The organism is Marinomonas sp. SBI8L (assembly GCF_001624705.1).
In the GTDB taxonomy this organism is placed as follows: domain Bacteria; phylum Pseudomonadota; class Gammaproteobacteria; order Pseudomonadales; family Marinomonadaceae; genus Marinomonas.
Genome location: NZ_JSEO01000012.1, coordinates 126,400 through 151,918, shown reverse-complemented (window position 1 = coordinate 151,918; position 25,519 = coordinate 126,400). Strand labels below are relative to the sequence as shown.

Below are 25,519 nucleotides of genomic sequence, written 5' to 3'. Positions count from 1 at the left end.
AAGTCTAATCTAAAATGCTAGAAAAGCGTCTAATCAGACTAGGAATACAAATATCATAACGTTTTATTTATCTGATGAGCCTGATAGTCATAAATAATAAAACTTATTGAAATAATTTCTTCTTATAATTCAATCTTATTCGTACTTAATTTTCTGAATATTTATCACAAAAATTACGCTATAACTGACTTTTATTCATTACCTAAAATACGCTTGCTAATATAATTCTGTGCTTCACTATTGAACCAGAATAGATAACTCAGGAAGAGGTTTTTATGAAAGTTGCTGTTTTCTCTTGTAAACCATATGACCAACGAACATTAGACGAAGCCAACAAAAATACGAATATTCAACTTCACTATTTTGAAAGCAGATTAAGCGAAGAAACCGTCAGCCTAGCCCAAGGTTTTGATGCCGTCTCATGCTTTGTCAACGATCAGCTTAATAAGCAAGTCATTTCTAAACTCGCCGCTTATCAAATTAAGTGTATCGCTCTAAGGTGTGCAGGCTTTAATAATGTAGATCTAGAAGCAGCAAGTGCTCTTGGTGTACAGGTATTTCATGTGCCTGACTATAGTCCAACCTCTGTTGCAGAACATGCCGTTGCACTCATACTAAGCTTGAATAGAAAAACTCATAAGGCTTATCAGAGAGTAAAAGAAGGTAACTTTGCACTAGAAGGTTTAATGGGCTTCAACCTATCAGGAAAAACCCTTGCGTGTATTGGGACAGGTCGTATTGGACGTGCCTTTGTTAGAATAATGCAAGGCTTTGGCTGCCATGTTATCTGTCATGATCCTTATCCTAATGAGAGTTTATTGAAACAAGGAGTGGAATATTCATCATTAGATAAAATCTACCAAGAAGCAGACATTATTAGCCTACACTGCCCATTAAACGCCCACACGCAACATATGATAAATAAAAATAGTCTGGCAAAAATGAAAGATGGTGTAATGATAATTAATACAAGTAGAGGTGGTTTAGTTAATGTGCAAGATGCACTTGATGGACTCTACCAAAAGAAAATAGGTTACCTTGGACTAGATGTTTATGAGCAAGAGGGCTCTCTCTTTTTTGAGGATATGTCTGATACCATCATTCAAGACAGTGTATTTCAGTTGCTTTTAACCTTTCCAAACGTGATGGTTACAGGACATCAAGGCTACTTTACAGACATAGCGTTAGAGCATATCGCTCAAACCAGCATTGAAAACTTAACCAGTTTTCAATTAGGCAAAACAAATAATCGGCAACTTACTTCTCAAAGCGTGTAGAATTCATCTCTTATAGTCAGTCTAGCTTAAGGGCATCATGAAGATAACACTACGCCAATTACAAATTTTCGAAGCGGTTGTACATACAGGGTCAGTGACTGCAGCCGCCGATTTAGTTGCTATCAGCCAACCTGCTGCTAGCCAAGCACTTAGAGAACTTGAAGCGCTGTTAGGCCGCCCTCTATTTAGACGCCATGGAAAAAGGCTACAAATAACACCTCAAGCTAGAAACTTGCTACCACAAGCAAGGGCTGTTCTATCCCAGATAGATCAAATTGAAAGTATGGGATCATCTGACGAGTTGAGTGGCTCGCTTCACTTGGCAACCAGCGTCAGTATTGGCAACTATTTATTACCAAAGCAAATGGCAAGCTTTAGCCAACAGCACCCTCAAATACGCTTTAATTTAGATATAGGCAACACCCAAAGCGTTATTCAACAATTGTTAACAGGTAAAGCTGAAGTAGGTTTTATCGAAGGCTATTGTCAGCATGCAGAGTTAACAGTCGAGCCCTGGTTACAAGATGAGCTAGTCGTTTTTGGGTCAGCGAAAGAAGAAAGAAGCAGCGAACTCAGTTGGGAAGAACTTGCTGAATCTAACTGGGTAATGCGAGAAGGTGGATCAGGTACAAGAACGATTCTCGAACAAGCTATTTCTGAACAGCTGACTCAATTAAAGGTCTCCCTCTCATTAACCCATATGGAAGCAGTAAAACAGGCTGTTATTCACCAAATGGGGCTAGGTTGCCTTTCTCGAATGGCGGTGTCTCAAGAATTAGAAGCAGGCCATATTCGCCTATATAAAACCCCTTTAAAACTTAATCGTAACCTTCTTATTGTGACACCTAAGGGCTCTGCACTGACTCAAAACGCTCAATGTTTTGTCGACCAATGTCGAAGTTTAAGCAGTGAAGAAATAAGCAACAACAAACATATTAATAGCTAGCAGCATGCTGAGGAAGATCATCTAGAATAGGCTCCCAGGCAGCTTTAGAGTCCACATAAATATGACACTGAGGAGTAATACTAGGCTCAGTGTCTAAGATAGCTAACGGAATATCCAAATGATTTGGGCAGTCTTTATTGTAGAAGTAGATATTAGTCCCACAGTCTTTACAGAAACCTCGCCTAACTCTCTCTGAAGAAGCAAACTTTCTGACTCTTTTTTTTCCTGAAATCCATTCGACATCAGATTTAAGAGCTACGCCATAAGCGGCATTTGCAGCACCATGAGATTTTTGGCATTGCTGACAATGGCAAATACTCGAACTAATAAATGCTGTTTTAATTTCTAGTTTGACCTGCCCACACAAACAAGATGCCTTCATATTAAGCCTCTGCTAACGTCGATTTTGTCGACTAAATGCATGCACTAAATTAAGCGCTTAAGTTAAGACGGCATTATGCCAGAGCTTCTGCTTCGCTCCAAGTTGTACAACAATACCTCCACATTGCTTTCAAACTCTAATCAAGCAGACTCTTTCTATAGTAACCAACATTTAGTTAAGCCATTTCTGTAAAAATATGATCTACTTAATAAAATATTTTAACTAAGCTTGAACAGTCGTTTACAATAGAACGACTTTTTATCTATAAACTCAAATAGCAAAGTAGTATTACTGGCTATTCGACTCATCACTCTTTTGGAAGTTAACTGCATAACGATAATGAATATAAATAAAATTGACCTGAATCTGCTTATTTATCTCGACGTGCTACTACGTGAATGCAATGTTACTCGTTCGGCTAACAAGCTAAACATCACTCAACCTGCCATGAGTAACGGCCTTAAAAGATTGAGAGACTTACTTGGTGACCCTTTACTAGTACGAACTAGTGAAGGAATGAAACCAACAGAAAAAGCGCTTAGACTTCAACCAATCGTTCGTAAAGTATTATTAGAGCTTGAAGAAGCATTACAGCCTGAAGCCGACTTTAATGAAAAAACAAGTAAGCGCGTATTTCGTATCATGGCCAGTGATTACGCTGCGTCTACTGTGATTCCTGGCTTATTAAACCGTTTAAGAGAAAATGCACCAGGCATTACTCTCGATATCATGACCCCAAGTGATGTTACCTTTCATGATGTCGAAGCGGGTAAGATTGATATGGCCATCAACAGATTTGAAGAGTTACCTCAGTCATTCCATGAGAAAAGTGTTTGGCATGATACTTTTGTCTGCATGATGAGCTCGGACAACCCTCTAAAAAATAATTTCAACCTTGATGCTTATTTAGAAGCTCAGCACATATGGGTAAGTAAGACGGGGTTTGGTGTTGGCGTTGGTATGGACCCAAATGACGTGCAAAAGTTAGGCTGGGTTGATGAAGCACTTCAAACAATAGGCAGAAAACGTAGTATACGCGTATTTACTCGAAGCTATCACACAGCAATGCATTTGGCTCATGAGCAAGATCTGATCGCAACGCTACCTCGTAAGGTTGCTATGGTGAATAAAAACAATCCAGATGTTGTCATTCTTGAGCCGCCTTTTACCATCCCTCCTATCGAATTAAAGATGATTTGGAGCCCACTATTACATCATGATGCCAGTCATAATTGGTTCCGTAAGCAAGTCATTGCCTTAGCTAACGAGCTTCAAGCTCAAGCAAAGCGCTAAAAATCATTAACAATAAACACAAAAAAGCCGACATTAATGTCGGCTTTTTTAATGCTTGAGCAAGGACTAATTATAGGCCTTCGCTGCTCTCAGCTAGGTAAGAAGCAACACCCTCTGGTGTATTTACCATGCCTTTGTCACCTTTGTTCCAACCAGCAGGACAAACTTGACCATTTTCTTCGAAGAACTGAAGAGCGTCAACAATACGTACAAGCTCGTCCATGTTACGACCGATAGGCTCGTCATTTACGATTTGTGAACGTACGAAACCTTTTTGGTCAATAACAAAAGAAGCACGCATAGCAACACCAGCTGGGTAGTAAGAATCGCCACCTTCAGATTCAATGCCGTATGCTTGAGCAATTGCGTGGTCCATATCAGCAGCAAGTGTATATTCAACTTGACCAATACCACCTTCGTTTACTGGAGTGTTTCTCCAAGCATTGTGAGTGAAGTGAGAATCAATAGAGATACCTACAACTTCAACACCCATTTTACGGAATTCTTCCATGCGGTTAGACATAGCAATGATTTCAGAAGGGCATACGAAAGTGAAGTCCAAAGGATAGAAGAATACAACAGCGTATTTACCCTTGATTGTTTCTGCTAGGTTGAAAGAATCAACAATAGAGCCATCAGCAAGTACTGCTGGAGTAGTGAAATCAGGTGCTTTTTTACCAACTAAGATAGACATCTTAATAGTTCTCCATTTATGTAGTTAAAGTAATTAACGTAAAAATTTGGCTTAGGTTTTAACAACTCAATATGATTTAACATTATACCGATTTATTTATGACAGACTGATTGAAACAATTTATTAACCTGATAAATAAAGGCTATAACCATTTTAACAAATCAGTTTTTGCTAAATATAAGTTGGTAAAATTTACTCAGCAGACTCGTCAGATTCACCTGCAGCAGCTTTAACAATAGGTGTTAACTCACCGTTGTTAGCCATTTCTACCACTATGTCACAACCACCAATTAGCTCACCGTTAACCCAAAGTTGTGGGAAAGTTGGCCAGTTAGCATATTTAGGTAGCTCTGCACGAATCTCAGGGTTTTCTAAAATATTAACAAAAGCGAAACGTTCACCGCATGACATCAAGGCCTGAACAGTTTGCGCAGAAAAACCACACTGAGGCATACGAGGTGTACCTTTCATGTATAACAGTACCGAGTTATTCTCGATTTGCTCTTTAATCGTATCTAAAGTACTCACAATAAAACCTCATTTAAGTATCTAATTAACCGGATTAGCCTTGACTCATATTGTATATTTTCTATACCAACAAAAATTTCAGGCGATTGATAGCAGATTATGGGGTGCCTTTTTACGATTACAAGGTTAATTTTTCATAACTATAAACAAAACCTGCTTTACTAGCGGTTTTGACTGTATTACATTCGCCGATTCACTTTTAAAAACTCAAGGAGACTATCGTGTCGCCAAGACATTTTCTTACGCTTACAGACCTTACTTCTGACGAGCTAAAGCAGCTACTTTCACGCGCAATTGAACTAAAAAAACTGCACCGTGACGGTACCCAATACCAGCCGCTTAAGAATCGCGTTATGGCAATGATTTTTGAAAAGTCATCAACACGAACACGAGTCTCTTTTGAAGCTGGTATGGCCCAATTTGGAGGTCACGCACTTTTCCTATCTCCCCGTGATTCACAACTAGGTCGTGGCGAACCTATCGAAGACAGCGCTCGCGTGATTTCAAGTATGGTAGATGTTGTGATGATACGAACCTTTGAGCATGAAAAAGTTGCGAGATTCGCAGAGTATTCATCTGTTCCTGTTATTAACGCCCTGACTGATGATTTTCATCCTTGCCAACTACTAGCAGACATGCAAACTTATCTCGAACATAGAGGTTCAATAGAAGGTAAGAAAGTCGTCTGGGTTGGCGATGGTAATAATATGTGTCACTCCTATATGAATGCGGCCCACCTTTTAGACTTCCAACTTGTTGTTGCTTGCCCTAAAGGCTATGAACCGAATGCAGAGTTAACTGCTAAATACGCCGATCGAATTACCATTACTCAAGATGTACAAGCAGCTGCAACGGATGCAGATCTCATAGTGACCGACGTGTTTGCATCTATGGGCCAAGAAGATGAACAAGATGCTCGTATGAAAGATTTTGACGGTTTCCAAGTCAACAAAGCGCTCATGTCTCTAGCCAATGATGATGCTTTATTCATGCATTGTTTACCGGCACACAGAGGTGAAGAAGTAACTGCTGAAGTTATTGATGCTGACGACTCTGTGGTTTGGGATGAAGCCGAAAATAGACTACATGCACAAAAAGCGCTGCTTGAGTTCTTATTATGTAGCTAACCTATGATAAGGGCTGTAACATTAGCTCAGCCCTTACCATCACCTTTTGAGCCAGATCCAGTTCAAACATGAGTATCATTGAAGTTCGTCACCTTAAAACCCTCACCGCATTACGCGAAACAGGTAGTTTAGTTGAAGCTGCAGAGCGCGTTCACCTAACTCAATCAGCACTTTCTCATCAATTAAAAGACCTAGAAGAAAAGTTAGGCTGTCCTTTATTTATCCGGAAAACTAAACCTGTACGTTTCACTAGTTCAGGCTTACGTTTATTACAGCTTGCAGATGATGTGTTGCTCTCTTTTCGTACAGCACAAAGAGATATACAACGCTTTGCAGAAGGGGAAAGTGGCCGACTTCATATCGCTATAGAGTGCCATTCTTGTTATGAGTGGTTGATGCCAACCATAGATCATTTCCGCGAGCATTGGCCAGATGTAGAATTAGACTTATCCAATGCTTTCAGCTTTATGCCCTTGCCGGCTCTGGCACGCGGTGATTTAGACCTTGTTGTTACGTCAGATCCGACTGACTTACCTAATATAGATTATATCCCTTTATTTCAATATGAATCCCAGGTTGCGTTATCACGTCATCATCCTTTAGCAAAAAAAGATTTTTTTGAACCGAGTGATTTTGCTGAAGAAACGCTAATTAGTTACCCAGTTGAATCAGAACGATTAGATTTGTTTAAACACTTCTTAGAACCTGCAGGAGTTTCTCCTAAAAAAGTTCGACACAGTGAATTAACTCTTATGATGATGCAGCTAGTTGCTAGTGGAAGAGGTGTATGCTGTTTACCTAACTGGGCATTAACTGAGTATACCAACCGCCAATATGTGATTACCAAGTCACTAGGTGAAGAAGGCGTTTGGTGTAAACTTTACCTTGCGGTAAGAAAAGATCAAAGGCATAACGCCTACATGGAAGACTTAATCAATACAGCGAAAAACACCTGCTTTAAAAACCTAAAGGGCATTTTAGCTGCAGACCTTTGATTGAAAACCTAGATTAACCATAAAAAAACCGCCCTCTGGCGGTTTTTTTATGACTAGTAACACTATGACAGTGTGTTCTTATGCTGATTACGAGACCAGATAAAACTAAACTTAGCCCCTCCAAGCTCTGATTCATCCACCAGCACAGCGCCTCCATGCCAAAAAGCTATACGCTGTACGATAGCAAGACCTAAGCCATATCCACCAGATGCTCGTGTGCGACTATTATCTAAACGTTGAAATGGGATAAATACTTTATCTCTATCTTCTAGTGGGATGCCTGAGCCATCATCTTCGATATCAACTTGCCAACGCTCTGCATCTTGATGAAAAACAACACTCACCTTGGTGTTAGCATATTTAGCAGCATTCAGAATTAAGTTTTGCAATGCCCTGTGCATGTGGTGTGCATCTGCTAAGACACCGGACTCATCTTCACTAAAGGCAACCTCAACTTTAAGGTGAGAAAGAAGTAATGAATTATGCTGTAACACACCATCAACAAGCTGACGTATGTTCGTATCTTCAAAATGAAGATTTAAAGACCCCTGCTCTAACTTACCATAAGTAAGCACCTCATCAACCAGAGTATTAAGCTCTTCAACATCACCTTCTAATGCTTCTATTGTCATCAGGTTATCTTGATCTACTTCGTCCTTTATTACTTCTAAACCAAAGCGTAATCTGGCGATAGGTGTTCTAAGTTCATGAGAAATAGCGTTTATCATTTCCCTCTGAACTTTAAGCAGCCTTTGTATATGGGATGACATAGAATCAAAAGAATAGGCTAACTCCTTTAAAGCACCACTACCATCTGGAATCTCATCTGGGATTCGACCATTACCTTGCGCAATTTTTCGGGTAAAGTTCTCAAAACTCTTACGGCGATTTTCGAGCGAAGAAAACTCTTTCCAAACAAAAACCAGCATAATCAACATAGCAATTGACACTATCGTAATAATAATCGCAGTTTGGTAATAGCGCTTATATACAATAGAGACTTGGAAGACACGTTTATCAGCTAATTGCCACAAATAAGCAAAACCCTCACCTTGAATAAAAACGTGAGCAAAATTACTCGCTAGTGGCGGCTTGGCCTGTTCAAAAGGGCTAATTTGCACACATTCCATCCAATCAATCATACTCAGTTTTTTAGCTTCACTAATATGAGGCGTTTGTAAGAACTGAGAGAACAAACGAGTAATTGGAAGAATATTATCATCTCTGGTGCTTTTTATTTCAGCTGTCTGCGCAAGATCAGGTAAGACTAGACTCGAAATACCAAGGGAAGAGGTAATGATTTTTTTGTTTTGAATAATTTCTTTAATATCTTCATCTGAGAATGTTTTATCACTCAAAGAACTGAGATCAAATTGAGAGTCATTAGGAGTTTGTAAAGGAATGCCATGTAACCCCATGGCCAAGCTAATTTCAGCATCAGCACATACATTACTTTGAGCTAACAATGTATTACGCTGAACACTCGAAAAAAGCAAAAAAAGTATACTAGTAAGAATTACCAGTATACTTCCAAAGATTAAATGGCGGTATAAGCGCCAGAACTCAGGACGCATAAGCCTCTAGACTTCTTTAACAAATAAGTAGCCCTTGCTACGAATTGTTTTAATCCTTCTAGGATGAACAGGGTCATCACCAATTTTAGATCGAATACGTGAGATTCTCACATCAACAGAACGATCTTGTCCGTCGTATTCAATACCACGTAATTCGCCAAAAATTTCTTCACGGCTTAAAATACGTCCAGCATTGCTTGCCAACAACCATAACAGGTCGAACTCAGCACTGGTTAGTTCAATTTCTTCACCGTGCACCCAAGCTTCACGACGTGTGTTGTCTATGACAAGTGGCCCAAAGGTTAGATTCTGCTCACCTTGGCTTCCACCTGTTTGCTTGCCGACATCCATTACACTGCGACGTAGTAATGATTGAACCCTAGCAAGCAGTACTCTCGGTTTTACCGGTTTAGACACGTAATCATCAGCACCAATTTCTAAACCTAGAATTTGGTCCACATCGTCACTACGCGCTGTCAGCATAAGAATAGGTGATTTATAACCTTCTCTTACACTACGACATACAGTAAAACCATCAGCTCCAGGAAGCATTAAATCTAAGATCACTAAGGATGGCTGGGTTTCAATAATTCGAGTGATTGCTCGACTTCCGTCAGCTTCCACATCGACTTGATAACCATTCTTTTGTAAATATTCCTTGGTGAGTAACGCTAATCTCTCATCATCTTCTACGATTAGAATTGATTGACTTTCTTCGGCGCTCATTGCCAGCCCTCATCCACAATATTTTAATGACTCAAACCTAAGTTAAGTCCATGTTTAACATACCAAATTACTTTACAAGAGCCGCGCTGATTTGTCTAACTCGGTTTCGATTAACATCGAAATCAGAAAAACCAACACGAGATGCAGATCTAATATGAATAATATTTTCGTCTTTAGGTAAATAAAACTCAATATCATCAATAAAACCAATTAAATCACTTTCCACTTCCGTATGCAGGTAACCTAATTCACTTTTTACAATACGATACTTAGAAGTTGAAAGTAGGTACTTTTCTAGCGCTAGCTGCATTTTCGGACGGCTCATTTGATAGCTAATCGCTTCAATAAAATGTTGCTCGTCACTTATATCAGACAAACTAGATACGCAGTTGGGGGACTCGGGACAAACTTTTAATTGTCCATTAGTCACACCTAGTTCTTCAGGAGTACCATTATTCATATTGATATAAACAATAGCTGCAACCACTAAACTAATTAATAATATAACCAACCAACGCATCATAAAATTCCTATTCCATTATCTAAAAGTACGCTTACCTGATTTTTTAGGTTTAAATTCAGGCTTATCTGAAGACTGCCAATCAAAGCCTTTAGGCTTACGAGCTCCCATAGACTTACCTTTAAGGCGCTTCGCATCAGACTTTTGCTGCTGAGTTTTAGGCTTCACAGCACCATGAGACAAACCAACAAGATCACAAAGGCCGTTTACTTCTGCCTCATCCATCTCAACACTGCGGCCCATTTTGGCTTTTGATGGCAAGAAAACAGGCCCAAAACGAACACGCTTCAATCGGTTTACCTTAACCCCTTGTGATTCCCATAAGCGTCTTACCTCACGGTTACGGCCTTCCATAACACAGACGTAGAACCAACGGTTAATACCTTCACCACCACCATCAACAATATCAGTAAATTTCGCCATGCCATCATCAAGCAAAACCCCTTTCTTCAAGGTTTCAATATGATCATCATTGATTTCACCCATAACGCGCACTAGGTATTCACGATCAATTTCTGTTGATGGATGCATCAATTTGTTTGCTAATTCACCATCTGTCGTAAATAACAACAATCCAGACGTATTAATATCAAGACGACCAACAGCAATCCAACGTTCACCTTTCAATTTAGGCAACTTATCAAATACTGTCGGGCGCCCCTCTGGGTCTTTACGAGTACAGACTTCACCTTCTGGCTTGTTATAGATAATAACTCTACGACTAGCACCGGCTTCAGTGACTTTTACTTCATAACCATCAAGCTTGATGTTATCAGTCACCTTTACTCTGTCGCCTAAAGTGGCAACTTCACCATTAACTAGAACACGACCTTCTCGAATACGCGTTTCCATTTCACGGCGTGAGCCTTGTCCAGCACGTGCTAATACTTTTTGTAACTTCTCGTCCATTACGACCTCTTTTTGGAATGCTTCTCAGCAACCTTCTTACTAAAATTCAAATTCTGTGTGTCATGCAAAACCAATGCAATTGGGCGCATTATAAGCGGCAAGCCCTTTAATACCAAGTGATCAAATGTAATTAAATAAAAGCGCTTGCATCTCCTGCCCCTTGGCGCAGCACTGCCATATCATCAACATCCATTTTAATCACGGTTGTTGGCTCCATTCCACAGTATCCGCCATCAATTACTAGATCTAATTGATGCTGTAAAGTATCGCGAATGTCATAAGGATCCATCATTGGCATGGTTTCATTAGGCAGGATAAGAGACGAGCTCATAATAGGCTCACCTAATTCATCTAATAAAGCCTGTACAATTTTGTTTTCAGGGATTCGGATACCTATTGTCTTACGCTTAGGATGCAATAGACGTCTTGGTACTTCAGAAGTCGCCCCAAAGATAAAGGTATAAGGCCCTGGCGTGTGATGCTTTAATAAACGATAAAGCCTATTGTCGAAACGTGCATAGGTTGAAATTTCAGATAAGTCTTTACAAACAAGCGTAAAATTGTGCTTATCATCTAAACGCCTAATTTGACGAATTCGATCCAAAGCGGCTTTGTCACCTATATGGCAACCCAAGGAATAACCACAATCAGTAGGATAAACAATGACCCCGCCATTACGAATAATGTCCGTCGCTTGACGAATCAATCTCGCTTGCGGGTTATCAGGGTGGATCTGAAAAAATTGACTCATGATTTAATCTCTCCCGCCTCATTCCTTGAGAAAATATTTAGACATCAATTAGATACTAGCCTAATAATGAAGCAAAATCCGATTTAAATCATCAGACTAATATTTAAAGCCATTTATGCCAAAGAGGATTTAGGCTAGCTTCTTGAATTGAAGTGAACTTTCCAACCTCACACCAAGGCCCATATGGTCCATGAAAGTCGCTACCAACCGAGACAGACAAGCCTAGGTCTCGACTAATGGTCTCTAGGAGACGCACACTTTGTGGGTTTTCATTACCAGAAGACACTTCCATTGCATTCCCTCCAAGTTCAGAAAAGAGAGTCATTAAGCGTCTTAGCTTAGTTAATGTAAGAGGGTAGCGTTTAGGATGAGCCATCACCAGATCACAGGATGTTTTAGCTAAATCAGGAACGACTTCTTCAAGGGCTGGCCAAACATCGCGTAATTTACCTAAACGCTTGTTACCTAAATATTGATCAAAGGCTTTATTCTCATCTTTCACCAGCCCCTCTCTGACCATCACCCTAGCAAAATGAGGCCTGCCGATTTGACTGGGACCAGCTTCTAGCACAGCCTTTTCATATAAATCTGGTAAGCCTTGTTTAACCAATAATTGAGCAATACGTTTCGCTCTTTCTAATCGCGTTTCTTGGTTTTTCTCAACAATAGAGGTTAAAACATCATTTTCTTTATCAAATCCAAGAACCACCATATGCAACGGAATCCCTGACCACTGGACAGAGAGTTCTACACCTGGAACAAGTTTAATCCCAAGCTTATCCGCGGCGGTTTGCGCCTCTTGTAGCCCAGTTAAAGTGTCATGATCGGTTAATGAGAAGACTTCTATATTCTGTTCTTTCGCTTTAGTTAAAAGCTCAGTAGGTGTTAACATTCCATCCGAACAGGTTGAATGGGTATGTAAATCGATTCGACGATGTAATAAAGACTCTTGCATGTCTCTCTTGTTCTTTGGGTCTATAGATAGGTATTATGCTTCCAGCATACATAATTTGGTTTTTATATGAAAATTTTATTCGACTTTTTACCCATCATTATCTTCTTCGCTGTGTACAAGTACACAGGAGATTTAATCATGGCGACAGCCGTTCTTATTCCTGCGACAATTATTCAAGTTGGTTACAACTGGGTTAAACATAAAACTGTTGAAAAAATGCACCTGGTGTCACTTGTTCTCGTGATTTTATTAGGTGGCGCGACAATTTTGTTTGGTGACGGCGACTTTATCAAATGGAAACCAACCATAGTTAATTGGTTATTCGCTGTTGTATTTTTTGGTAGCCAATTTGTTGGCCAGAAAAACATTATGCAACGTATGATGGGAGAAAAGATCCAACTTCCTTTTAAAGTTTGGCGTACCCTAAACCTTGCTTGGGTTGGCTTCTTTCTTGTGTCTGGCACATTAAACTTATATGTCGCCTTCCAATTCAGCGAAGAAATTTGGGTTAACTTCAAACTATTTGGTCTACTAGGTTTAACCTTTGTTTTTGTTATTATTCAAGGTATTTACCTGTCCTCACACATTCAAAATAAGGATTAAACATGCTTTACGCTGTTATTAGCCAAGACGTTGAAAATAGCCTAGCAGGAAGGCAAGCAGCAAGACCTGCCCACCTTGAACGCTTACAAACGCTTCGTAATGAAGGCCGCTTAGTTCTTGCTGGACCTCATCCTGCAATTGATAGTAACGATCCTGGCGATGCTGGCTTTAGTGGCAGTTTAGTGGTTGCTGAATTTGACAGCCTTGCAAGTGCACAAAACTGGGCAGATGCAGACCCCTACCTAGAAGCAGGCGTTTATCAATCTGTCGCAGTAAAACCCTTTAAACAGGTTTTCTAAAAGCTTCTAACTAAATAAAAAAGCCTAACTAAAGCCTAACTATTGTTGGGCTTTTTTATGTTTGTCTAGATGACCAAGATCCCTTTCTGGGTCAATTAAATCCCTTAACCTCTGCTTCAATGCTTTTGCATCAGGAAACCCATCTTCTTGCTTGCGGCACCAGATTTCTTCACCATTGGCTCTAACTTTGAATATCCCACCTTGAACAGGAATCAGCTTCACACTTTTTATGTCCTCATCAAAAGTCGACAACAATTCTTGTGATAACCATGCTGCACGTAACATCCAACGACACAAGGTACAGTACTCAATTTCTACTTCGACATTTCGCATGCATCACCATTTACATCAAAATTCATCATTAATTCTTTTAAATTCAACTTAAGCTATTGGCTCAAGAGAGCCGAATCACTAGTATAAAGCAAATTTTATAAGGAAGATTCTATCTATGAAACAGCTTATTTGCTTCTTGTTCATCACTCTATCAAGCTTGTCTGCCTTTGCAACACAAGTAAATATCTCGACTAATTTAGGCAACATTGAAGTAGAGTTGTACGACAATGAGTCCCCTATTACAGTGCAAAACTTCCTAGCCTATGTTGATGAAGGTTATTACTCAGGCACTATTTTTCATCGTGTTATGTCAGGCTTTATGATTCAAGGCGGTGGCTTCACTAAAGATTTAGCACAAAAGAAAAGTAAAAAGCCGATTCCATACGAAGGTCAAAACGGTCTATTTAATGATAGAGGCACTCTTGCAATGGCAAGAACATCAAATCCAAACAGTGCAACCTCTCAATTCTTCATTAACCATGTATCCAACCCTTTTCTTAACCATGGGGTAAATGGCTATGGTTATACCGTATTTGGCAAGGTACTTAATGGCATGGATGTTGTTGATAAAATTGCAGCCCAGCGAACTGGAAATGTTGGGCCATATCAGAATGTGCCGCAAACCCCAGTCATTATTGAAAGCATTACTCGTAACTAACAGATAAAAGGTTAACTCGGCTTGAAAAGCTATAAAATTGAAGCACCTCAACTTTCTTGGGGTGCTGATGGTGTTCCCCGCTCAAACCAATTTGACGATATCTATTTTGACCAAAAATCAGGTCTAGATGAAACTAATTATGTTTTTCTACAACACAATCAGCTAAAAGAAAGGTGGCTGGAGCTCGCTCTATCACCAAATCCAAACAGCTTTACAATTGCGGAAACTGGTTTTGGTACAGGCTTGAACTTCCTGTGCGCTTGGTTACTCTGGCAAGAGCTTTACCAGCAAGACAAAATCGGCTTTGAGCATAAACGCCTACATTTTATTTCAGTCGAAAAGTACCCTCTGACAAAAGAAATGCTAACAAATGCTTTAAGCATTTGGCCAACATTAAGCCACTTATCAGAAGAGCTAATCACCAAATATCCAACCTTGTGCAAAGGTCTACACAGAATAGAACTTGATCAAGGTCGAGTGCAATTAAGCTTATATTTTGGTGAAGCCGCCGATGGCTTTGCCAGCATGAATGCTGATGTTGATGCTTGGTTTTTAGATGGCTTTGCACCTAGCAAGAATCCCGAAATGTGGAATGAAGCCCTTTTCCAGCAAATAAAGCGGCTCAGTAAAACAGGCTCTACTTTTTCTACCTTTACCGCTGCAGGCATAGTCCGTCGAGGACTTAAGTCTATTGGTTTTGAGGTTAACAAAGTAAAAGGCTTTGGTCACAAACGAGAGATGGCAATCGGAAAACTAGACCAGCAGACACTGAACTATGCTCAACGCCAAACTGAAGGGCTTGCTTGGTTTAGCAACAGACCTGTCAAAGCTCCCTCTGAAAAAATACTCATTATTGGAGCGGGGCTTGCTGGCTGCCATACAGCAAGAGCACTGGCAAATAAGGGATTGCATGTGGAGGTGTGGGATTCACACAAAAATGTTGCAGAAGAAGCCTCAGGCAATGCTCAAGGCATGCTATACCCCAAACTAGCCAGTCAAGATACTGGCATCAATCGTTTTTACCTCAGCTCTTACTTATATGCTAATAGAGAACTTAACCAGCTTGGAACAGATAACAAAGGTATTTGGCAACAAACAGGCCTAGAACAAAGACCGACCAATGATAATGAAGCAGCTAAATTCGATAAGCTTATTCATCAAGGTCTATACCCTAAAAGTATCGTCGAACCGGCGAAAAACAGAGCAATTTACTTACCTCTTTCTGGCTGGGTATGCCCTAAAAAATGGTGCCAACAACTGATTCAACATGAAAACATTCAATTCCGTGGTAATCATGAATTAACAGATCTAAAACAAACTAATGGTGGTTGGGAAGTCAGAGCTAAGCTCTCTCAAGAGGGTGGCACCAAAACACAAAGAGCAAATACTCTAATTTTATGCACAGCAAACCATAAAGAAATAGTTGATCGCTTTATCTCTCTGCCCACAAAAGCAATAAGAGGCCAAGTATCTGCACTTTCTCTAACGGAGCCTTTAAACCTAGAAAAAGTGCTTTGTCAGACAGGTTATGTCTCTCCTGCAATAAATAATGTGCTCAATTTTGGTTCTTCTTACGGGTTGAGCGATACCAGCACAGACGTCACTTTAGCTGACCATCAAAGCAACCTTAAAAAGCTCTCTGAGCTTTTACCTGAGCATGATTGGCTAGCAAGAGACACTGATTGCAGCGGAAGAGTATCCTTTCGTTGTACGGTTGCTGATTATGCACCAATCGTTGGCCCTATTCCTGACCAAGAAGCATTTAAACAAGCATATAAAGCACTATCAAAAAATGCTAAATGGAAAACAGATCAGATTGTTGAAAACCTGTCAGGCTTATACATTAATATGGGCCACGGATCTCGCGGGCTCATCTCAACCCCTCTATCGGGAGAGTATTTAGCTAATTTAATTCTTGGTGAAACTTCGGTATATGAGAGGCAAATTGAAAATGTCATTCATCCCGCTAGATTCCTTACAAGAAGCTTAAAAAAAGGCCAATAATAAAAAAAGCGCTTATGTTAATAACATAAGCGCTTTTATATGATCAGCTGACTATCTTTTAATTAACTTTGCTTTCAAATAGCTCACAAGCTAAAGGAATCAACCTTTCTAAATTATTTAAAGTTTCTGTTCTAAACACAACAGTATCTAGTTTAGGCAAAAGTTTTCTCAGTTTAACACTTAGATTCAGTACAACTGGGTTAATTACTTCATATGGATACTCATGATCCTGCATGCTTAGTTTATGCAATTCATCAAGTTCATCTTGCAACATGCATTTCATTGCAAAAAACATATCCTTATTATTGATTTCATTCATTTCCCAATAAGCATTAGAAAACTCACTGTTTAATTCGTAAAACACATGCAAAGCATCTGCAACAGTCTTAATAGTCATATTCTCTCCAACTTAGGTGAAGCAGCAATCATTGCACTCCCCCTTGTTTTGTTACATTCTACCCATATTAAGCTTCATTCTAGCTTCAAATTCAAATAGGTAGACAGATCTTGAGCCATTCAACAACATCCTCTGTGACATCAAGCAATTTATGGTCATCTTTAAAAGATGAGGCCAAACAATTAGCACAGGGTGAACCGATTCTAGCCAGTTTATTTAACACTACCATACTAAGGCATGATTCTTTAAGCTGTGCTTTGAGTTTTTTACTCGCCAGCAAATTGGATAGTATCTCAGTACCAGCTCTGGTGTTAAGGGAAGTTATTCAAGAAGCCTTCTCAGATCCAGAGTCGGGCATAGTCAAAGATATTGAAAATGACATTTTAGCCATACCGGATCGAGATGCGGCGTGCGAGTCATTGACGACACCTTTACTCTTTTTCAAAGGCTTTCATGCACTTCAAACTTACCGTGTTGCCCATTGGCTGTGGAATAATGGCAGAGAAAGTTTAGCACTGTATTTACAAGGCCAGATGTCGATTGCGTTTGGAGTTGATATCCATCCAGCAGCAAAAATTGGTTCAGGTATCATGCTTGATCATGCCACAGGCTTAGTGGTCGGTGAAACCTGTGTGATAGAAAATAATGTTTCTATCCTTCAGTCTGTCACCTTAGGTGGAACAGGTAAACAACATGGTGATCGCCATCCAAAAATTAGACGAGGTGTACTCATTGGCGCTGGCGCTAAAATTTTGGGTAATATTGAAGTTGGCGAAGGCGCGAAAGTCGGAGCAGGTAGCGTTGTTCTTGAAGCAGTAAGAGCACACACAACGGTTGCAGGCGTTCCAGCGAAAGAAGTTGGCCGTAATACAGAAGCGGAGCCAGCATTAGGAATGGACCACAATATTAACCATTGTGTTCGTACACCTTCAGGTGAATGTAAATAGTTTATCTAGATAAGTTGATTTAACTACTTTGTATTCAAAAAATTATTTGAATCATATGACGGAAGTAAATACTTACTTCCGTCATAACAGCTAATCCATATCATATTGTGACATCTGATCACGACTCACAAGCTTAATCGTTTCACTCTCTGTATCAAAGACTAAAAAGGCTTGCTGGTTTTTGAGCATCAAATGAGCTTGCTGGCATTTTTGCTCTAATGACACATCGTAATTACCATAGTCAGTACCATCTCGTGTCACCACTTCAACCAGAATATTGTTAAGTGTTTCAGTTTCTAATGAATCAAAAGGAATGAGAGTATCCATTAAGCTACCCCATGCTCTTCAAGCAAAGCCAACATACCAGCTTCATCAAGAATTTGTATCCCTAGGTCTTGAGCTTTCGTTAACTTAGAACCCGCTTTTTCACCAGCAATCAAGCAATGTGTTTTAGCTGAAACAGACCCACTTACCTTAGCGCCTAATGAAATAAGTTTATCTTTAACTTCATCTCTTTTCAGTGCTGTGAGAGTACCCGTAACGACATAAGTAAGACCTGCTAAAGGTTGTGAACCTGTATCAGATGACACTTCCTTCTCTTGCCAATAAACGCCAACATCAAGTAAGGAATTAACCATCTCTCGATTAGATTCTTTATAAAAGAAGCGCCTTAAATGCTGAGCAACAATTGGGCCTACATCATCTACTTTTACTAGACTGTCTGTATTTGCTTCGATAATTTTATCTAACGTTTTAAAGTGGTTAGTTAATGTTCTCGCCGTCGCCTCACCGACTTCTCGAATACCTAATGCATAGATAAAGCGATGAAATTCTGTTTGTTTTGATGTTTCAATAGAGGTTAATAGCTTTTCAACAGACTTCTCCCCCATGCGCTCAAGTGCTAACAATTGCTCTTTTTTCTCTGATAATGTGTAAATATCAACAGGGGTTTTAATAAACGCTAAATCAACTAACTGCTCAATTAGTTTGTCTCCTAAGCCATCAATATCCATCGCTTTACGGGATACAAAATGCTTTAACGCTTCCTTTCGCTGAGCCGCACATACAAGGCCACCGGTACAACGAATAACCGCTTCGCCTGTCACTTGCTCTAGTTCAGATTGACAAATAGGACACACTTCAGGAAACACAACATCAAGAGTATGCTCATCTCGCTTCTCATGAATGACTTTCACTACTTGAGGTATAACATCTCCTGCACGTCGGATACTGACGAAGTCTTTCACCTTAACACCAAGACGATTAATTTCGTCCTTATTATGCAAGGTTGCATTGGATACTGTTACACCACCGACAAACACTGGATCCAAACGCGCAACAGGTGTAATGGCGCCAGTTCTGCCAACTTGAAAATCAACCTCTAAAATTTGAGTAATTGCCTCTTCCGCTGGAAACTTTCTGGCAATTGCCCAGCGAGGGGCCCTAGCAATAAAACCTAACTCTTGCTGTAGGCTTAGAGAATCTACTTTATAAACAATACCATCAATATCGTAAGTAAGATCTGGACGTAACACGGAAAGACGTTGATAGTATTCCATGCAGCCCTTAATGCTGCTCACCTTCTCCATTAAAGGGTTGGTTTTAAACCCCCACTCAGACATCAAGGTCAAAGAATCATAGTGACTATCAGGCTGGGTCCAGCCTTCGGTATGGCCAATTGAGTAAGCACATAAAACCAAAGGTCGTTTAGCTGTAATACTTGGGTCAAGCTGCCTCAAGCTACCTGCTGCTGCGTTTCTTGGGTTAACAAAGGCTTTCTCACCCTTTTCTTCTGCTTGCTTATTCAGGGCTTCGAAACCAGCCTTAGGCATATATATTTCACCACGAACTTCTAATACGGGCGGTGGTGTTTGAGTTCTAAGTTTAAGTGGTATAGAGCCTATGGTCTTAATGTTTGAGGTTATATCTTCACCTGAAACACCATCACCTCGTGTTAAGCCTCTTACCAGAACACCCTCTTCATATCTAAGGCTTATCGCCAATCCGTCAAGCTTAGGCTCACAACAATAACTGATTGTTTGAGTACCTATTAGTTTAAATAATCTTTGCTCAAACTCATCAAGCTGCTCATCACTAAAGGCGTTATCAAGAGAAAGCATTGGAACGGTATGAGCAACTGTTTGAAAGCCACTGTCAGGCTTTTCACCCACTCTTTGTGTAGGTGAGTCAGCTTGTATCAACTCAGGAGATTGCTTTTCTAGGGCGACTAAAGCTTGATAATCAAGATCATACTCAGCATCAGATACTTTAGGCTCATCTTTAACATGATAAGCATAGCTGTAGTCATTTAAACGGGTTACAAGCTCGCTAATTTGAACGGCAATAGGATCTGACATTATGGGTAACTCTTTTTAGAAGTGAGATAAGGGTAAAGCTGAAAGGTTATTATGGCCCTTATCACAAGATAAGGGCCATAAAAGAGGCTAATTACTTTTTACACGCATTAAGCGGCGACGTTCAAAATCACGAATACGCTGACGGCAATGCTCGATACTTTGCTCGCTCATGATAGTGCGTCTTTCATCACGCAACTCACCATCAAGGTTACGTACCAAGGTTTGCGCAGTTTCTAGCATAAAGTCAAACGCTCTCATGCTATTTTTAGGGCCAGGCAGCCCCATAAAGAAGCTTACACCTGGGGATGTATTATCACCCATGGTATCCAAATTAAAGGTTCCAGGCTCAACAGCATTAGCCATACTGAACTGAACCTTTCCTTGATCAAAACCATCTTCATGACGGTGGAAAATGTCCATATCGCCGTAACGCATGCCGCAATTAAGTACCAGCTGTAATAGCTCCATGCCAATGAATGGTTTATCCTCTGCAGCAAAAACATTAATGACAATCACTTCTTCAATTTCAGCATCGAATTCGTCATCTTCAAGCGCATCAGCTGTGCCATGTGGCGTTACTTGGCTAACATCAACATTTGAATATTGACGCTCGAAACTGTCTTCAGAATAATCACTTTCTTGAGCGAAAGATTCAGCTTCATCAGGTATGTCTGAGTAGTCTTTTTGACTATCAGCTTCGGAGTTCATTCTTTCTGGAACCAAAGAAGCTAACTCATCAAACTGTAAATCATCCGCTTTATCTATTTCAGGCCCAGCGTCAACCTTGTGGGGTAGATCCGTTAAAGGAGCATTCACTGTTTGTTTGGCATTTTGAAAAGCATTTTTAACAGGATCAGAAGAAGCACGAGCACCACCATTAGGCAGCTCCCGTCTTAACATAGCTTCTTTCAGAAGCATGTCCTGATCAACATAATCTTCGTCATCTGCTTCATCAAATTTTTGCGATTTTTTATATCTTCGAAATCCATCAACTAAGATCACTACAATAATGATCACACCGATTAAGATTAGCCATTCGCGTAAGCTAAATTCCATTATTTATTCCGACTTACATCAATAAAGTTAATGATATTATCAAGCTAAGTCCCATCAGTTGCAATTACAACTCGATAGAGATATGAAAAACTTTGTTCTGATTTACTAAAACATCCTTTAATTTAGCAATTTCTAAGCCTTTAGTCAGATCTTGATCACTAGAACTCGCTAATTTTACAACTAAATCAACCTTTTGAGCTTCGGCCAGTGTCATACCTGGCATAAGGTTATCTAGATTAGTCAGCTCAACTTGTGATAACAAAGCGTCTTGCCTCAAGCGTTTTATTGCTATTGGCATAGGTCTCAAAGGCAACTTAGCATATACAAGAAAAACAGCATCTGCGGTTAATTTCTCAGGATTTTCTATGCTAAAACTTAGTTTAATCTTATGACTAATCAAGCTAGGTACTTGCTCTTGTGTAATACCACCGATTTCTCGCGCTTGCTGTATCCCTTGAAGAAGACCTTCTCTCTCGGCAATGCTAGCACCAAATTTTATTGCTTGCTGCCAGACCAATACCGCTTCTCTATAAGCTCCACGATCAAACTCAATAATCCCCTGTAGACCTAGAGCAGTAGAATTATTCGCATCAATTGCGAGTATCTGAGCAATCACAGACTCAAGTTTAGGGTCGACCTTTCTTTGATTAGCAAAGAAAATACTCTGAGCATATTCAGTTAGAATCACCATCACATCATTTGGGTCTTCTGGCGGGTTCTTTAGAGCTTGCTCAAAAGCAAATTGAGCCCCTAAATAATCCTGCTGACTTACCTTGTCTTGAGCAACAAAAAACCAGTCTTGAGGTCTTTGATTCTTTTCTGCACGATAAAGTAAAAAATCACTCATCCCCTCTTGGGTAATGCTACCCTGCTGCATTCTTTCAGTAAAAATCACTTCTTTTGAAAAACCTAGATACTGATATAGAGCAACCGATCCAAGTGTTGCCGTAACAAGTATGAGAGCAAACATTTGGCTAGGTAATCGCCCTGAATCTTGGGTGAATTTTCTACCTAGATTATTAGCAGGTTCAGAAGCTAGACTTATTTCTGTTGCTAAATCCGCTTTTAATACACTGGCTTCCGCATCACTAATTCGACCTGACTGACACTCTTCATCTATCTCAGCAGCCCTTACTTTGGAGAAGTTAACCAAGTCAGATTCTGCATCTTCAGACATGGTTTGTTTAACATAATAGGCAACATAAGTAAGTGACAATACTAAAATTGCCCCCATCAAAATCCAACTAAGCATTAGCCTTTCGTCCTCTGTTTTCTTCGTTTAGCATTTCTACGAATGACCAAAATAAACCCAATTAAACCAACCCCTAAAATAATAAAGGGTCCATACCAGAGAATAAAATTAACACCTTTTTTTTGCGGGCTGTATAAAACAAACTCACCATACCTTGCCACCATATAAGCTAGGATTTCAGTGTCGCTGGTACCATCGTTAACCATGTCATAAACATGGGTACGTAAATCAATAGCAATTTGTGCATTAGAGTCTGCTAAGTTCTGATTTTGGCATTTAGGACAGCGTAGTTCACTGATCAGATCATGGTATCGAACTTGATCAACTTCAGATTTAAAATTCAATACTTTTTCAGCTTCAGCACTTACAGAAAAGCTAAATAAAGCCAATAGAACAATGCTTAAAAAACGTAAACTTATCATTTCAAATAGCCCTTCATTTCTTGCCACACTTGCTCATTAACAATACCTTGATGACGATATGTCACTATGCCCTCGGCATTAACCACAAAAGTTTCAGGTGCTCCTGTCACTCCCATATCAATGCCAAAATTTCCTAATTCATCAAGCAAAACGACAGAATAGGGATCTCCCTTTTCATCCAGCCACTTTATTGCAGCAGTGGTTTCATCTTTATAGTCAATACCGACGATATCTATGCCTTCGGAAGCAAGCTTCATCAGATAATCATGCTCAAAACTACAAGCAGGGCACCAAGTCCCCCAAAAGTTAATTAAAAAACCTTGCTCACCAAGGTCCTTCTTATTCATTACCTCGTTCGTTTCAAGACTCACTAATGAGAAATCGGGCAAGGTTTTACCAATTAATGCAGAAGGCATATATTGAGTGTCTTTACCTAGCTGAGAAAAGAAAACACCAGCTAATAAAGCAAAAACTAAAAAAGGTAAAAATAACGCTACTTTTTTCATTTTACTGTTTTTACCCTCACTCATATTGTCGCTCCTGCTACTTTTCTATAACGCTTATCCATTGCTGATAGGAAACCACCTATCATCATTAAGATACCACCTAACCAAATCCAACGAACAAAAGGTTTTACATGAACCCTTAAACCCCAAGTATCACCCTCTAATTGCTCACCTAAAGAAAGGTAAAGGTCACGAAATAAGCCCGCATCAATTGAAGCTTCTGTCATCATTTGAGTTCGCGCTTGATAAACACGCTTTTCGGGTGCTAATGAAGCAACTTGCTGACCATCTTTAAAGATTGAAATATTAGCCCTATCTGCAACATAGTTAGGACCTTGTACCTGAGAAACACCATTAAAAACAAACTCATAACCAGATAGGGTCACACTGTCATTTGGCGCCATACGAACCATTTCTTCTTGGCTTTGTACACTCACAAATAAAATACCAATTAAACTTACTGCCATCCCTAAATGCGCAATCAACATTCCATAATAGTTACGAGGTAATTTTTTCGCTCTTTGCCACCAACTTGAGCCTACATTGCCAAGCTTTGACGCCCAATCAATCAGGGTTAATAAAAGCACCCAATAAGCAACAAACAAACTAACCAGTGTAATCCATTCAAATTTCTGCCAGATTAAGGTAATACCAGTAAGCACACATGCCAAAATACAAGGGAATATAAGTTGCTTAATTAAGATATCCAACTTAGTACGATTCCATTTCAGCAAAGGTCCAATTGCCATAACCAGCATTAAAACTAGAGCGATAGGAGAAAACACACTGTTAAAGTAAGGCGCGCCAACCGATACCTTCCCCATATCAAGAGCATCAAACAATAGAGGGAATAAAGTACCTAGCAATACAGTTAAAGTTAAAGTTACCAATACTATGTTGTTGATTAAAAGCCCAGCTTCTCTTCCTGTAATACCAAAGGATACATCCGATTTAACATCTGCAGCGCGCATTGCATATAAAAGCAGACTTCCACCGACAAATAAGAAAAGCAAGACAAGAATAAATACACCACGAGTAGGGTCTGCAGCAAATGCGTGCACTGATGTTAAAACACCAGATCGTACTAAGAATGTTCCTAATAAACTTAAGCTAAAGGTAAAGATAGCAAGTAGCACAGTCCAGCTTTTAAATACACCCCGTTTCTCTGTCACGGCAAGAGAGTGAATCAATGCAGTACCCGCAAGCCAAGGCATGAAAGACGCATTTTCAACAGGGTCCCAGAACCACCAGCCGCCCCAGCCAAGCTCATAATAAGCCCACCAGCTACCCAGACCTATACCTAGAGTTAAAAACGCCCAAGATACTGAAGTCCAAGGTCTTGCCCACCTAGCCCAAGAAGAGTTTAAGTTACCAGAGATAAGCGCTGCGATAGCAAAAGCAAAAGCGACAGAGAAACCCACATACCCCATGTACAACATAGGTGGATGAATGATCAAGCCGACATCTTGTAAAAGAGGGTTTAAGTCGGCACCTTCTGCCGGCATATCAGGTAAAAGGCGTACAAAAGGAGATGAAGTAAACAATAGAAAAGCAAGGAAGCCTGTGGTTACTATACCTAGTGTCGCTAAAACTAAGGCTCTAATATCTTCAGGTAACGTTTTACCTTTATAAGCAACAGCAGATGACCAGCCACAAAGAATCAAAACCCATAAGAGTAAAGACCCCTCATGTCCCCCCCAAACCGCACTTAGTTTAAAAACGAAAGGGAGCAAGCTGTTCGAATGCTGACTAACATAAAGAACAGAGAAATCATCAACAGCAAAGCTATATGAAAGAATAATAAAGCTGAACAACACCAACAAACTCGTCACGTGAGTCAAGGGTGTCGAATAAGCCATTAAAACCTTATGCTTTTTGATATATCCCAATATAGGAACAAAAGATAAAGCTAATGCAAAGAATAGCGAAAGAATTAACGCAAAGTGACCAATTTCAGGCAACATGAAAGATACAACTCACTATAAATTAAAATTCATTAGGTTAGATT

28 protein-coding genes are annotated in these 25,519 nt (G+C 39.8%); 10 read left to right on the top strand and 18 right to left on the bottom strand.

All coding sequences use genetic code 11. The features are described 5' to 3' along the window. Positions 1–275 precede the first annotated feature (275 nt). Positions 276–1,277 (top strand): 2-hydroxyacid dehydrogenase, encoded by a 1,002-nt coding sequence (locus tag OA91_RS17820; RefSeq protein ID WP_063339330.1) that lies wholly within the window; start codon positions 276–278, stop codon positions 1,275–1,277. Positions 1,278–1,314: 37 nt separating this feature from the next. Then, positions 1,315–2,223, top strand: coding sequence for a LysR substrate-binding domain-containing protein (locus OA91_RS17815; protein ID WP_063339329.1), 909 nt, complete (start codon positions 1,315–1,317; stop codon positions 2,221–2,223). Here OA91_RS17815 and OA91_RS17810 read toward each other — a convergent pair. After that, complete coding sequence (locus tag OA91_RS17810; protein ID WP_046015212.1) at positions 2,213–2,605, bottom strand: GFA family protein; 393 nt, start codon at positions 2,603–2,605, stop codon at positions 2,213–2,215. The genes OA91_RS17815 and OA91_RS17810 overlap by 11 nt on opposite strands. 339 nt (positions 2,606–2,944) lie before the next feature. On the opposite strand from OA91_RS17810, the gene OA91_RS17805 reads away from it, so the two are divergent. After that, positions 2,945–3,898: a LysR family transcriptional regulator gene (locus tag OA91_RS17805; RefSeq protein WP_063339328.1), complete on the top strand. Its 954-nt coding sequence runs from the start codon at positions 2,945–2,947 to the stop codon at positions 3,896–3,898. A 70-nt stretch (positions 3,899–3,968) separates the two neighbouring features. Here the strand turns inward: OA91_RS17805 and OA91_RS17800 are convergent, their stop codons facing one another. Both OA91_RS17800 and grxD read right to left on the bottom strand, forming a co-directional pair. Further along, positions 3,969–4,592, bottom strand: coding sequence for a peroxiredoxin (locus OA91_RS17800; protein WP_046015210.1), 624 nt, complete (start codon positions 4,590–4,592; stop codon positions 3,969–3,971). Positions 4,593–4,784: 192 nt separating this feature from the next. Continuing rightward, a complete protein-coding gene (grxD, locus tag OA91_RS17795) occupies positions 4,785–5,120 on the bottom strand; it encodes a Grx4 family monothiol glutaredoxin (protein ID WP_442919130.1) in 336 nt (111 codons plus the stop codon). A gap of 221 nt (positions 5,121–5,341) precedes the next feature. Between grxD and argF the strand changes: the two genes are divergently transcribed. Further along, positions 5,342–6,247 (top strand): ornithine carbamoyltransferase, encoded by a 906-nt coding sequence (gene argF, locus OA91_RS17790; RefSeq protein WP_046015208.1) that lies wholly within the window; start codon positions 5,342–5,344, stop codon positions 6,245–6,247. Between the two features lie 68 nt (positions 6,248–6,315). Then, positions 6,316–7,242, top strand: a complete 927-nt coding sequence (locus tag OA91_RS17785) for a LysR family transcriptional regulator (RefSeq protein ID WP_269447920.1) — start codon at positions 6,316–6,318, stop codon at positions 7,240–7,242. A gap of 62 nt (positions 7,243–7,304) precedes the next feature. Here the strand turns inward: OA91_RS17785 and OA91_RS17780 are convergent, their stop codons facing one another. The 6 genes from OA91_RS17780 to OA91_RS17755 form a co-directional block, all read right to left on the bottom strand. Then, entirely contained in the window at positions 7,305–8,708 is a 1,404-nt protein-coding gene (locus OA91_RS17780) for an ATP-binding protein (protein ID WP_231870401.1), read from the bottom strand. A 114-nt stretch (positions 8,709–8,822) separates the two neighbouring features. After that, on the bottom strand, positions 8,823–9,542 hold the full coding sequence (locus tag OA91_RS17775; RefSeq protein ID WP_046015206.1) for a response regulator transcription factor: 720 nt from the start codon (positions 9,540–9,542) through the stop codon (positions 8,823–8,825). A 67-nt stretch (positions 9,543–9,609) separates the two neighbouring features. Continuing rightward, positions 9,610–10,065, bottom strand: coding sequence for a DUF1499 domain-containing protein (locus OA91_RS17770; RefSeq protein WP_063339326.1), 456 nt, complete (start codon positions 10,063–10,065; stop codon positions 9,610–9,612). A 15-nt stretch (positions 10,066–10,080) separates the two neighbouring features. Further along, positions 10,081–10,971 (bottom strand): 23S rRNA pseudouridine(2605) synthase RluB, encoded by an 891-nt coding sequence (gene rluB, locus OA91_RS17765; RefSeq protein WP_046015204.1) that lies wholly within the window; start codon positions 10,969–10,971, stop codon positions 10,081–10,083. A 130-nt stretch (positions 10,972–11,101) separates the two neighbouring features. Further along, the gene (locus OA91_RS17760; RefSeq protein WP_046015203.1) at positions 11,102–11,722 is read right to left on the bottom strand and encodes an L-threonylcarbamoyladenylate synthase; all 621 of its coding nucleotides are present in this window, start codon (positions 11,720–11,722) and stop codon (positions 11,102–11,104) included. Positions 11,723–11,825: 103 nt separating this feature from the next. After that, on the bottom strand, positions 11,826–12,677 hold the full coding sequence (locus OA91_RS17755; RefSeq protein ID WP_063339325.1) for a PHP domain-containing protein: 852 nt from the start codon (positions 12,675–12,677) through the stop codon (positions 11,826–11,828). 66 nt (positions 12,678–12,743) lie between these two features. Between OA91_RS17755 and OA91_RS17750 the strand changes: the two genes are divergently transcribed. Further along, complete coding sequence (locus OA91_RS17750) at positions 12,744–13,280, top strand: septation protein A (protein ID WP_046015201.1); 537 nt, start codon at positions 12,744–12,746, stop codon at positions 13,278–13,280. Positions 13,281–13,282: 2 nt separating this feature from the next. Continuing rightward, complete coding sequence (locus tag OA91_RS17745; RefSeq protein ID WP_063339324.1) at positions 13,283–13,579, top strand: YciI family protein; 297 nt, start codon at positions 13,283–13,285, stop codon at positions 13,577–13,579. A gap of 39 nt (positions 13,580–13,618) precedes the next feature. Here the strand turns inward: OA91_RS17745 and OA91_RS17740 are convergent, their stop codons facing one another. After that, on the bottom strand, positions 13,619–13,912 hold the full coding sequence (locus tag OA91_RS17740) for a SelT/SelW/SelH family protein (RefSeq protein ID WP_063339323.1): 294 nt from the start codon (positions 13,910–13,912) through the stop codon (positions 13,619–13,621). Between the two features lie 115 nt (positions 13,913–14,027). Between OA91_RS17740 and OA91_RS17735 the strand changes: the two genes are divergently transcribed. Then, positions 14,028–14,570, top strand: coding sequence for a peptidylprolyl isomerase (locus OA91_RS17735; RefSeq protein WP_063339322.1), 543 nt, complete (start codon positions 14,028–14,030; stop codon positions 14,568–14,570). A 21-nt stretch (positions 14,571–14,591) separates the two neighbouring features. Next, positions 14,592–16,574, top strand: a complete 1,983-nt coding sequence (gene mnmC, locus OA91_RS17730; RefSeq protein ID WP_082827997.1) for a bifunctional tRNA (5-methylaminomethyl-2-thiouridine)(34)-methyltransferase MnmD/FAD-dependent 5-carboxymethylaminomethyl-2-thiouridine(34) oxidoreductase MnmC — start codon at positions 14,592–14,594, stop codon at positions 16,572–16,574. 58 nt (positions 16,575–16,632) lie between these two features. On the opposite strand, the gene OA91_RS17725 is transcribed toward mnmC, so the two are convergent. Further along, positions 16,633–16,971, bottom strand: a complete 339-nt coding sequence (locus OA91_RS17725; protein WP_046015197.1) for a hypothetical protein — start codon at positions 16,969–16,971, stop codon at positions 16,633–16,635. 110 nt (positions 16,972–17,081) lie between these two features. Between OA91_RS17725 and cysE the strand changes: the two genes are divergently transcribed. Beyond that, positions 17,082–17,918 carry a serine O-acetyltransferase gene (cysE, locus tag OA91_RS17720; protein WP_238326150.1) on the top strand — a complete coding sequence of 279 codons (837 nt, stop codon included), beginning with the start codon at positions 17,082–17,084 and terminating at the stop codon, positions 17,916–17,918. A gap of 90 nt (positions 17,919–18,008) precedes the next feature. On the opposite strand, the gene OA91_RS17715 is transcribed toward cysE, so the two are convergent. The 7 genes from OA91_RS17715 to OA91_RS17685 form a co-directional block, all read right to left on the bottom strand. Next, positions 18,009–18,245: a YheU family protein gene (locus tag OA91_RS17715; protein WP_046015196.1), complete on the bottom strand. Its 237-nt coding sequence runs from the start codon at positions 18,243–18,245 to the stop codon at positions 18,009–18,011. Continuing rightward, positions 18,245–20,275 (bottom strand): NAD-dependent DNA ligase LigA, encoded by a 2,031-nt coding sequence (ligA, locus tag OA91_RS17710; RefSeq protein WP_063339321.1) that lies wholly within the window; start codon positions 20,273–20,275, stop codon positions 18,245–18,247. The genes OA91_RS17715 and ligA overlap by 1 nt, the downstream gene beginning before the upstream one ends. Before the next feature lie 87 nt (positions 20,276–20,362). Beyond that, positions 20,363–21,331, bottom strand: coding sequence for a cell division protein ZipA (gene zipA / locus OA91_RS17705; protein ID WP_063339320.1), 969 nt, complete (start codon positions 21,329–21,331; stop codon positions 20,363–20,365). 64 nt (positions 21,332–21,395) lie between these two features. Beyond that, complete coding sequence (locus OA91_RS17700) at positions 21,396–22,583, bottom strand: c-type cytochrome biogenesis protein CcmI/CycH (RefSeq protein WP_063339319.1); 1,188 nt, start codon at positions 22,581–22,583, stop codon at positions 21,396–21,398. Then, on the bottom strand, positions 22,583–23,005 hold the full coding sequence (locus OA91_RS17695) for a cytochrome c-type biogenesis protein (RefSeq protein WP_046015192.1): 423 nt from the start codon (positions 23,003–23,005) through the stop codon (positions 22,583–22,585). Before OA91_RS17695 ends, OA91_RS17700 begins: the two co-directional genes overlap by 1 nt. Continuing rightward, entirely contained in the window at positions 23,002–23,535 is a 534-nt protein-coding gene (locus OA91_RS17690; RefSeq protein WP_231870400.1) for a DsbE family thiol:disulfide interchange protein, read from the bottom strand. The genes OA91_RS17695 and OA91_RS17690 overlap by 4 nt, the downstream gene beginning before the upstream one ends. Next, complete coding sequence (locus tag OA91_RS17685; RefSeq protein WP_063339318.1) at positions 23,532–25,475, bottom strand: heme lyase CcmF/NrfE family subunit; 1,944 nt, start codon at positions 25,473–25,475, stop codon at positions 23,532–23,534. The genes OA91_RS17690 and OA91_RS17685 overlap by 4 nt, the downstream gene beginning before the upstream one ends. Positions 25,476–25,519: the final 44 nt, after the last annotated feature.

What these genes read in the sequence shown, in the direction of transcription:
- OA91_RS17740 (WP_063339323.1), bottom strand. Translation starts at nt 13,912, where the DNA reads ATGCGAAATGTCGAAGTAGAAATTGAGTACTGTACCTTGTGTCGTTGG.
- OA91_RS17745 (WP_063339324.1), top strand. Translation starts at nt 13,283, where the DNA reads ATGCTTTACGCTGTTATTAGCCAAGACGTTGAAAATAGCCTAGCAGGA.
- OA91_RS17775 (WP_046015206.1), bottom strand. Translation starts at nt 9,542, where the DNA reads ATGAGCGCCGAAGAAAGTCAATCAATTCTAATCGTAGAAGATGATGAG.
- rluB (WP_046015204.1), bottom strand. Translation starts at nt 10,971, where the DNA reads ATGGACGAGAAGTTACAAAAAGTATTAGCACGTGCTGGACAAGGCTCA.
- OA91_RS17805 (WP_063339328.1), top strand. Translation starts at nt 2,945, where the DNA reads ATGAATATAAATAAAATTGACCTGAATCTGCTTATTTATCTCGACGTG.
- OA91_RS17700 (WP_063339319.1), bottom strand. Translation starts at nt 22,583, where the DNA reads ATGCTTAGTTGGATTTTGATGGGGGCAATTTTAGTATTGTCACTTACT.
- OA91_RS17810 (WP_046015212.1), bottom strand. Translation starts at nt 2,605, where the DNA reads ATGAAGGCATCTTGTTTGTGTGGGCAGGTCAAACTAGAAATTAAAACA.
- ligA (WP_063339321.1), bottom strand. Translation starts at nt 20,275, where the DNA reads ATGTCAGATCCTATTGCCGTTCAAATTAGCGAGCTTGTAACCCGTTTA.
- OA91_RS17760 (WP_046015203.1), bottom strand. Translation starts at nt 11,722, where the DNA reads ATGAGTCAATTTTTTCAGATCCACCCTGATAACCCGCAAGCGAGATTG.
- OA91_RS17715 (WP_046015196.1), bottom strand. Translation starts at nt 18,245, where the DNA reads ATGGATACTCTCATTCCTTTTGATTCATTAGAAACTGAAACACTTAAC.
- OA91_RS17815 (WP_063339329.1), top strand. Translation starts at nt 1,315, where the DNA reads ATGAAGATAACACTACGCCAATTACAAATTTTCGAAGCGGTTGTACAT.
- OA91_RS17690 (WP_231870400.1), bottom strand. Translation starts at nt 23,535, where the DNA reads ATGAGTGAGGGTAAAAACAGTAAAATGAAAAAAGTAGCGTTATTTTTA.
- OA91_RS17685 (WP_063339318.1), bottom strand. Translation starts at nt 25,475, where the DNA reads ATGTTGCCTGAAATTGGTCACTTTGCGTTAATTCTTTCGCTATTCTTT.
- OA91_RS17785 (WP_269447920.1), top strand. Translation starts at nt 6,316, where the DNA reads ATGAGTATCATTGAAGTTCGTCACCTTAAAACCCTCACCGCATTACGC.
- OA91_RS17770 (WP_063339326.1), bottom strand. Translation starts at nt 10,065, where the DNA reads ATGATGCGTTGGTTGGTTATATTATTAATTAGTTTAGTGGTTGCAGCT.
- OA91_RS17735 (WP_063339322.1), top strand. Translation starts at nt 14,028, where the DNA reads ATGAAACAGCTTATTTGCTTCTTGTTCATCACTCTATCAAGCTTGTCT.
- OA91_RS17725 (WP_046015197.1), bottom strand. Translation starts at nt 16,971, where the DNA reads ATGACTATTAAGACTGTTGCAGATGCTTTGCATGTGTTTTACGAATTA.
- OA91_RS17800 (WP_046015210.1), bottom strand. Translation starts at nt 4,592, where the DNA reads ATGTCTATCTTAGTTGGTAAAAAAGCACCTGATTTCACTACTCCAGCA.
- OA91_RS17820 (WP_063339330.1), top strand. Translation starts at nt 276, where the DNA reads ATGAAAGTTGCTGTTTTCTCTTGTAAACCATATGACCAACGAACATTA.
- OA91_RS17750 (WP_046015201.1), top strand. Translation starts at nt 12,744, where the DNA reads ATGAAAATTTTATTCGACTTTTTACCCATCATTATCTTCTTCGCTGTG.
- zipA (WP_063339320.1), bottom strand. Translation starts at nt 21,331, where the DNA reads ATGGAATTTAGCTTACGCGAATGGCTAATCTTAATCGGTGTGATCATT.
- OA91_RS17695 (WP_046015192.1), bottom strand. Translation starts at nt 23,005, where the DNA reads ATGATAAGTTTACGTTTTTTAAGCATTGTTCTATTGGCTTTATTTAGC.
- OA91_RS17755 (WP_063339325.1), bottom strand. Translation starts at nt 12,677, where the DNA reads ATGCAAGAGTCTTTATTACATCGTCGAATCGATTTACATACCCATTCA.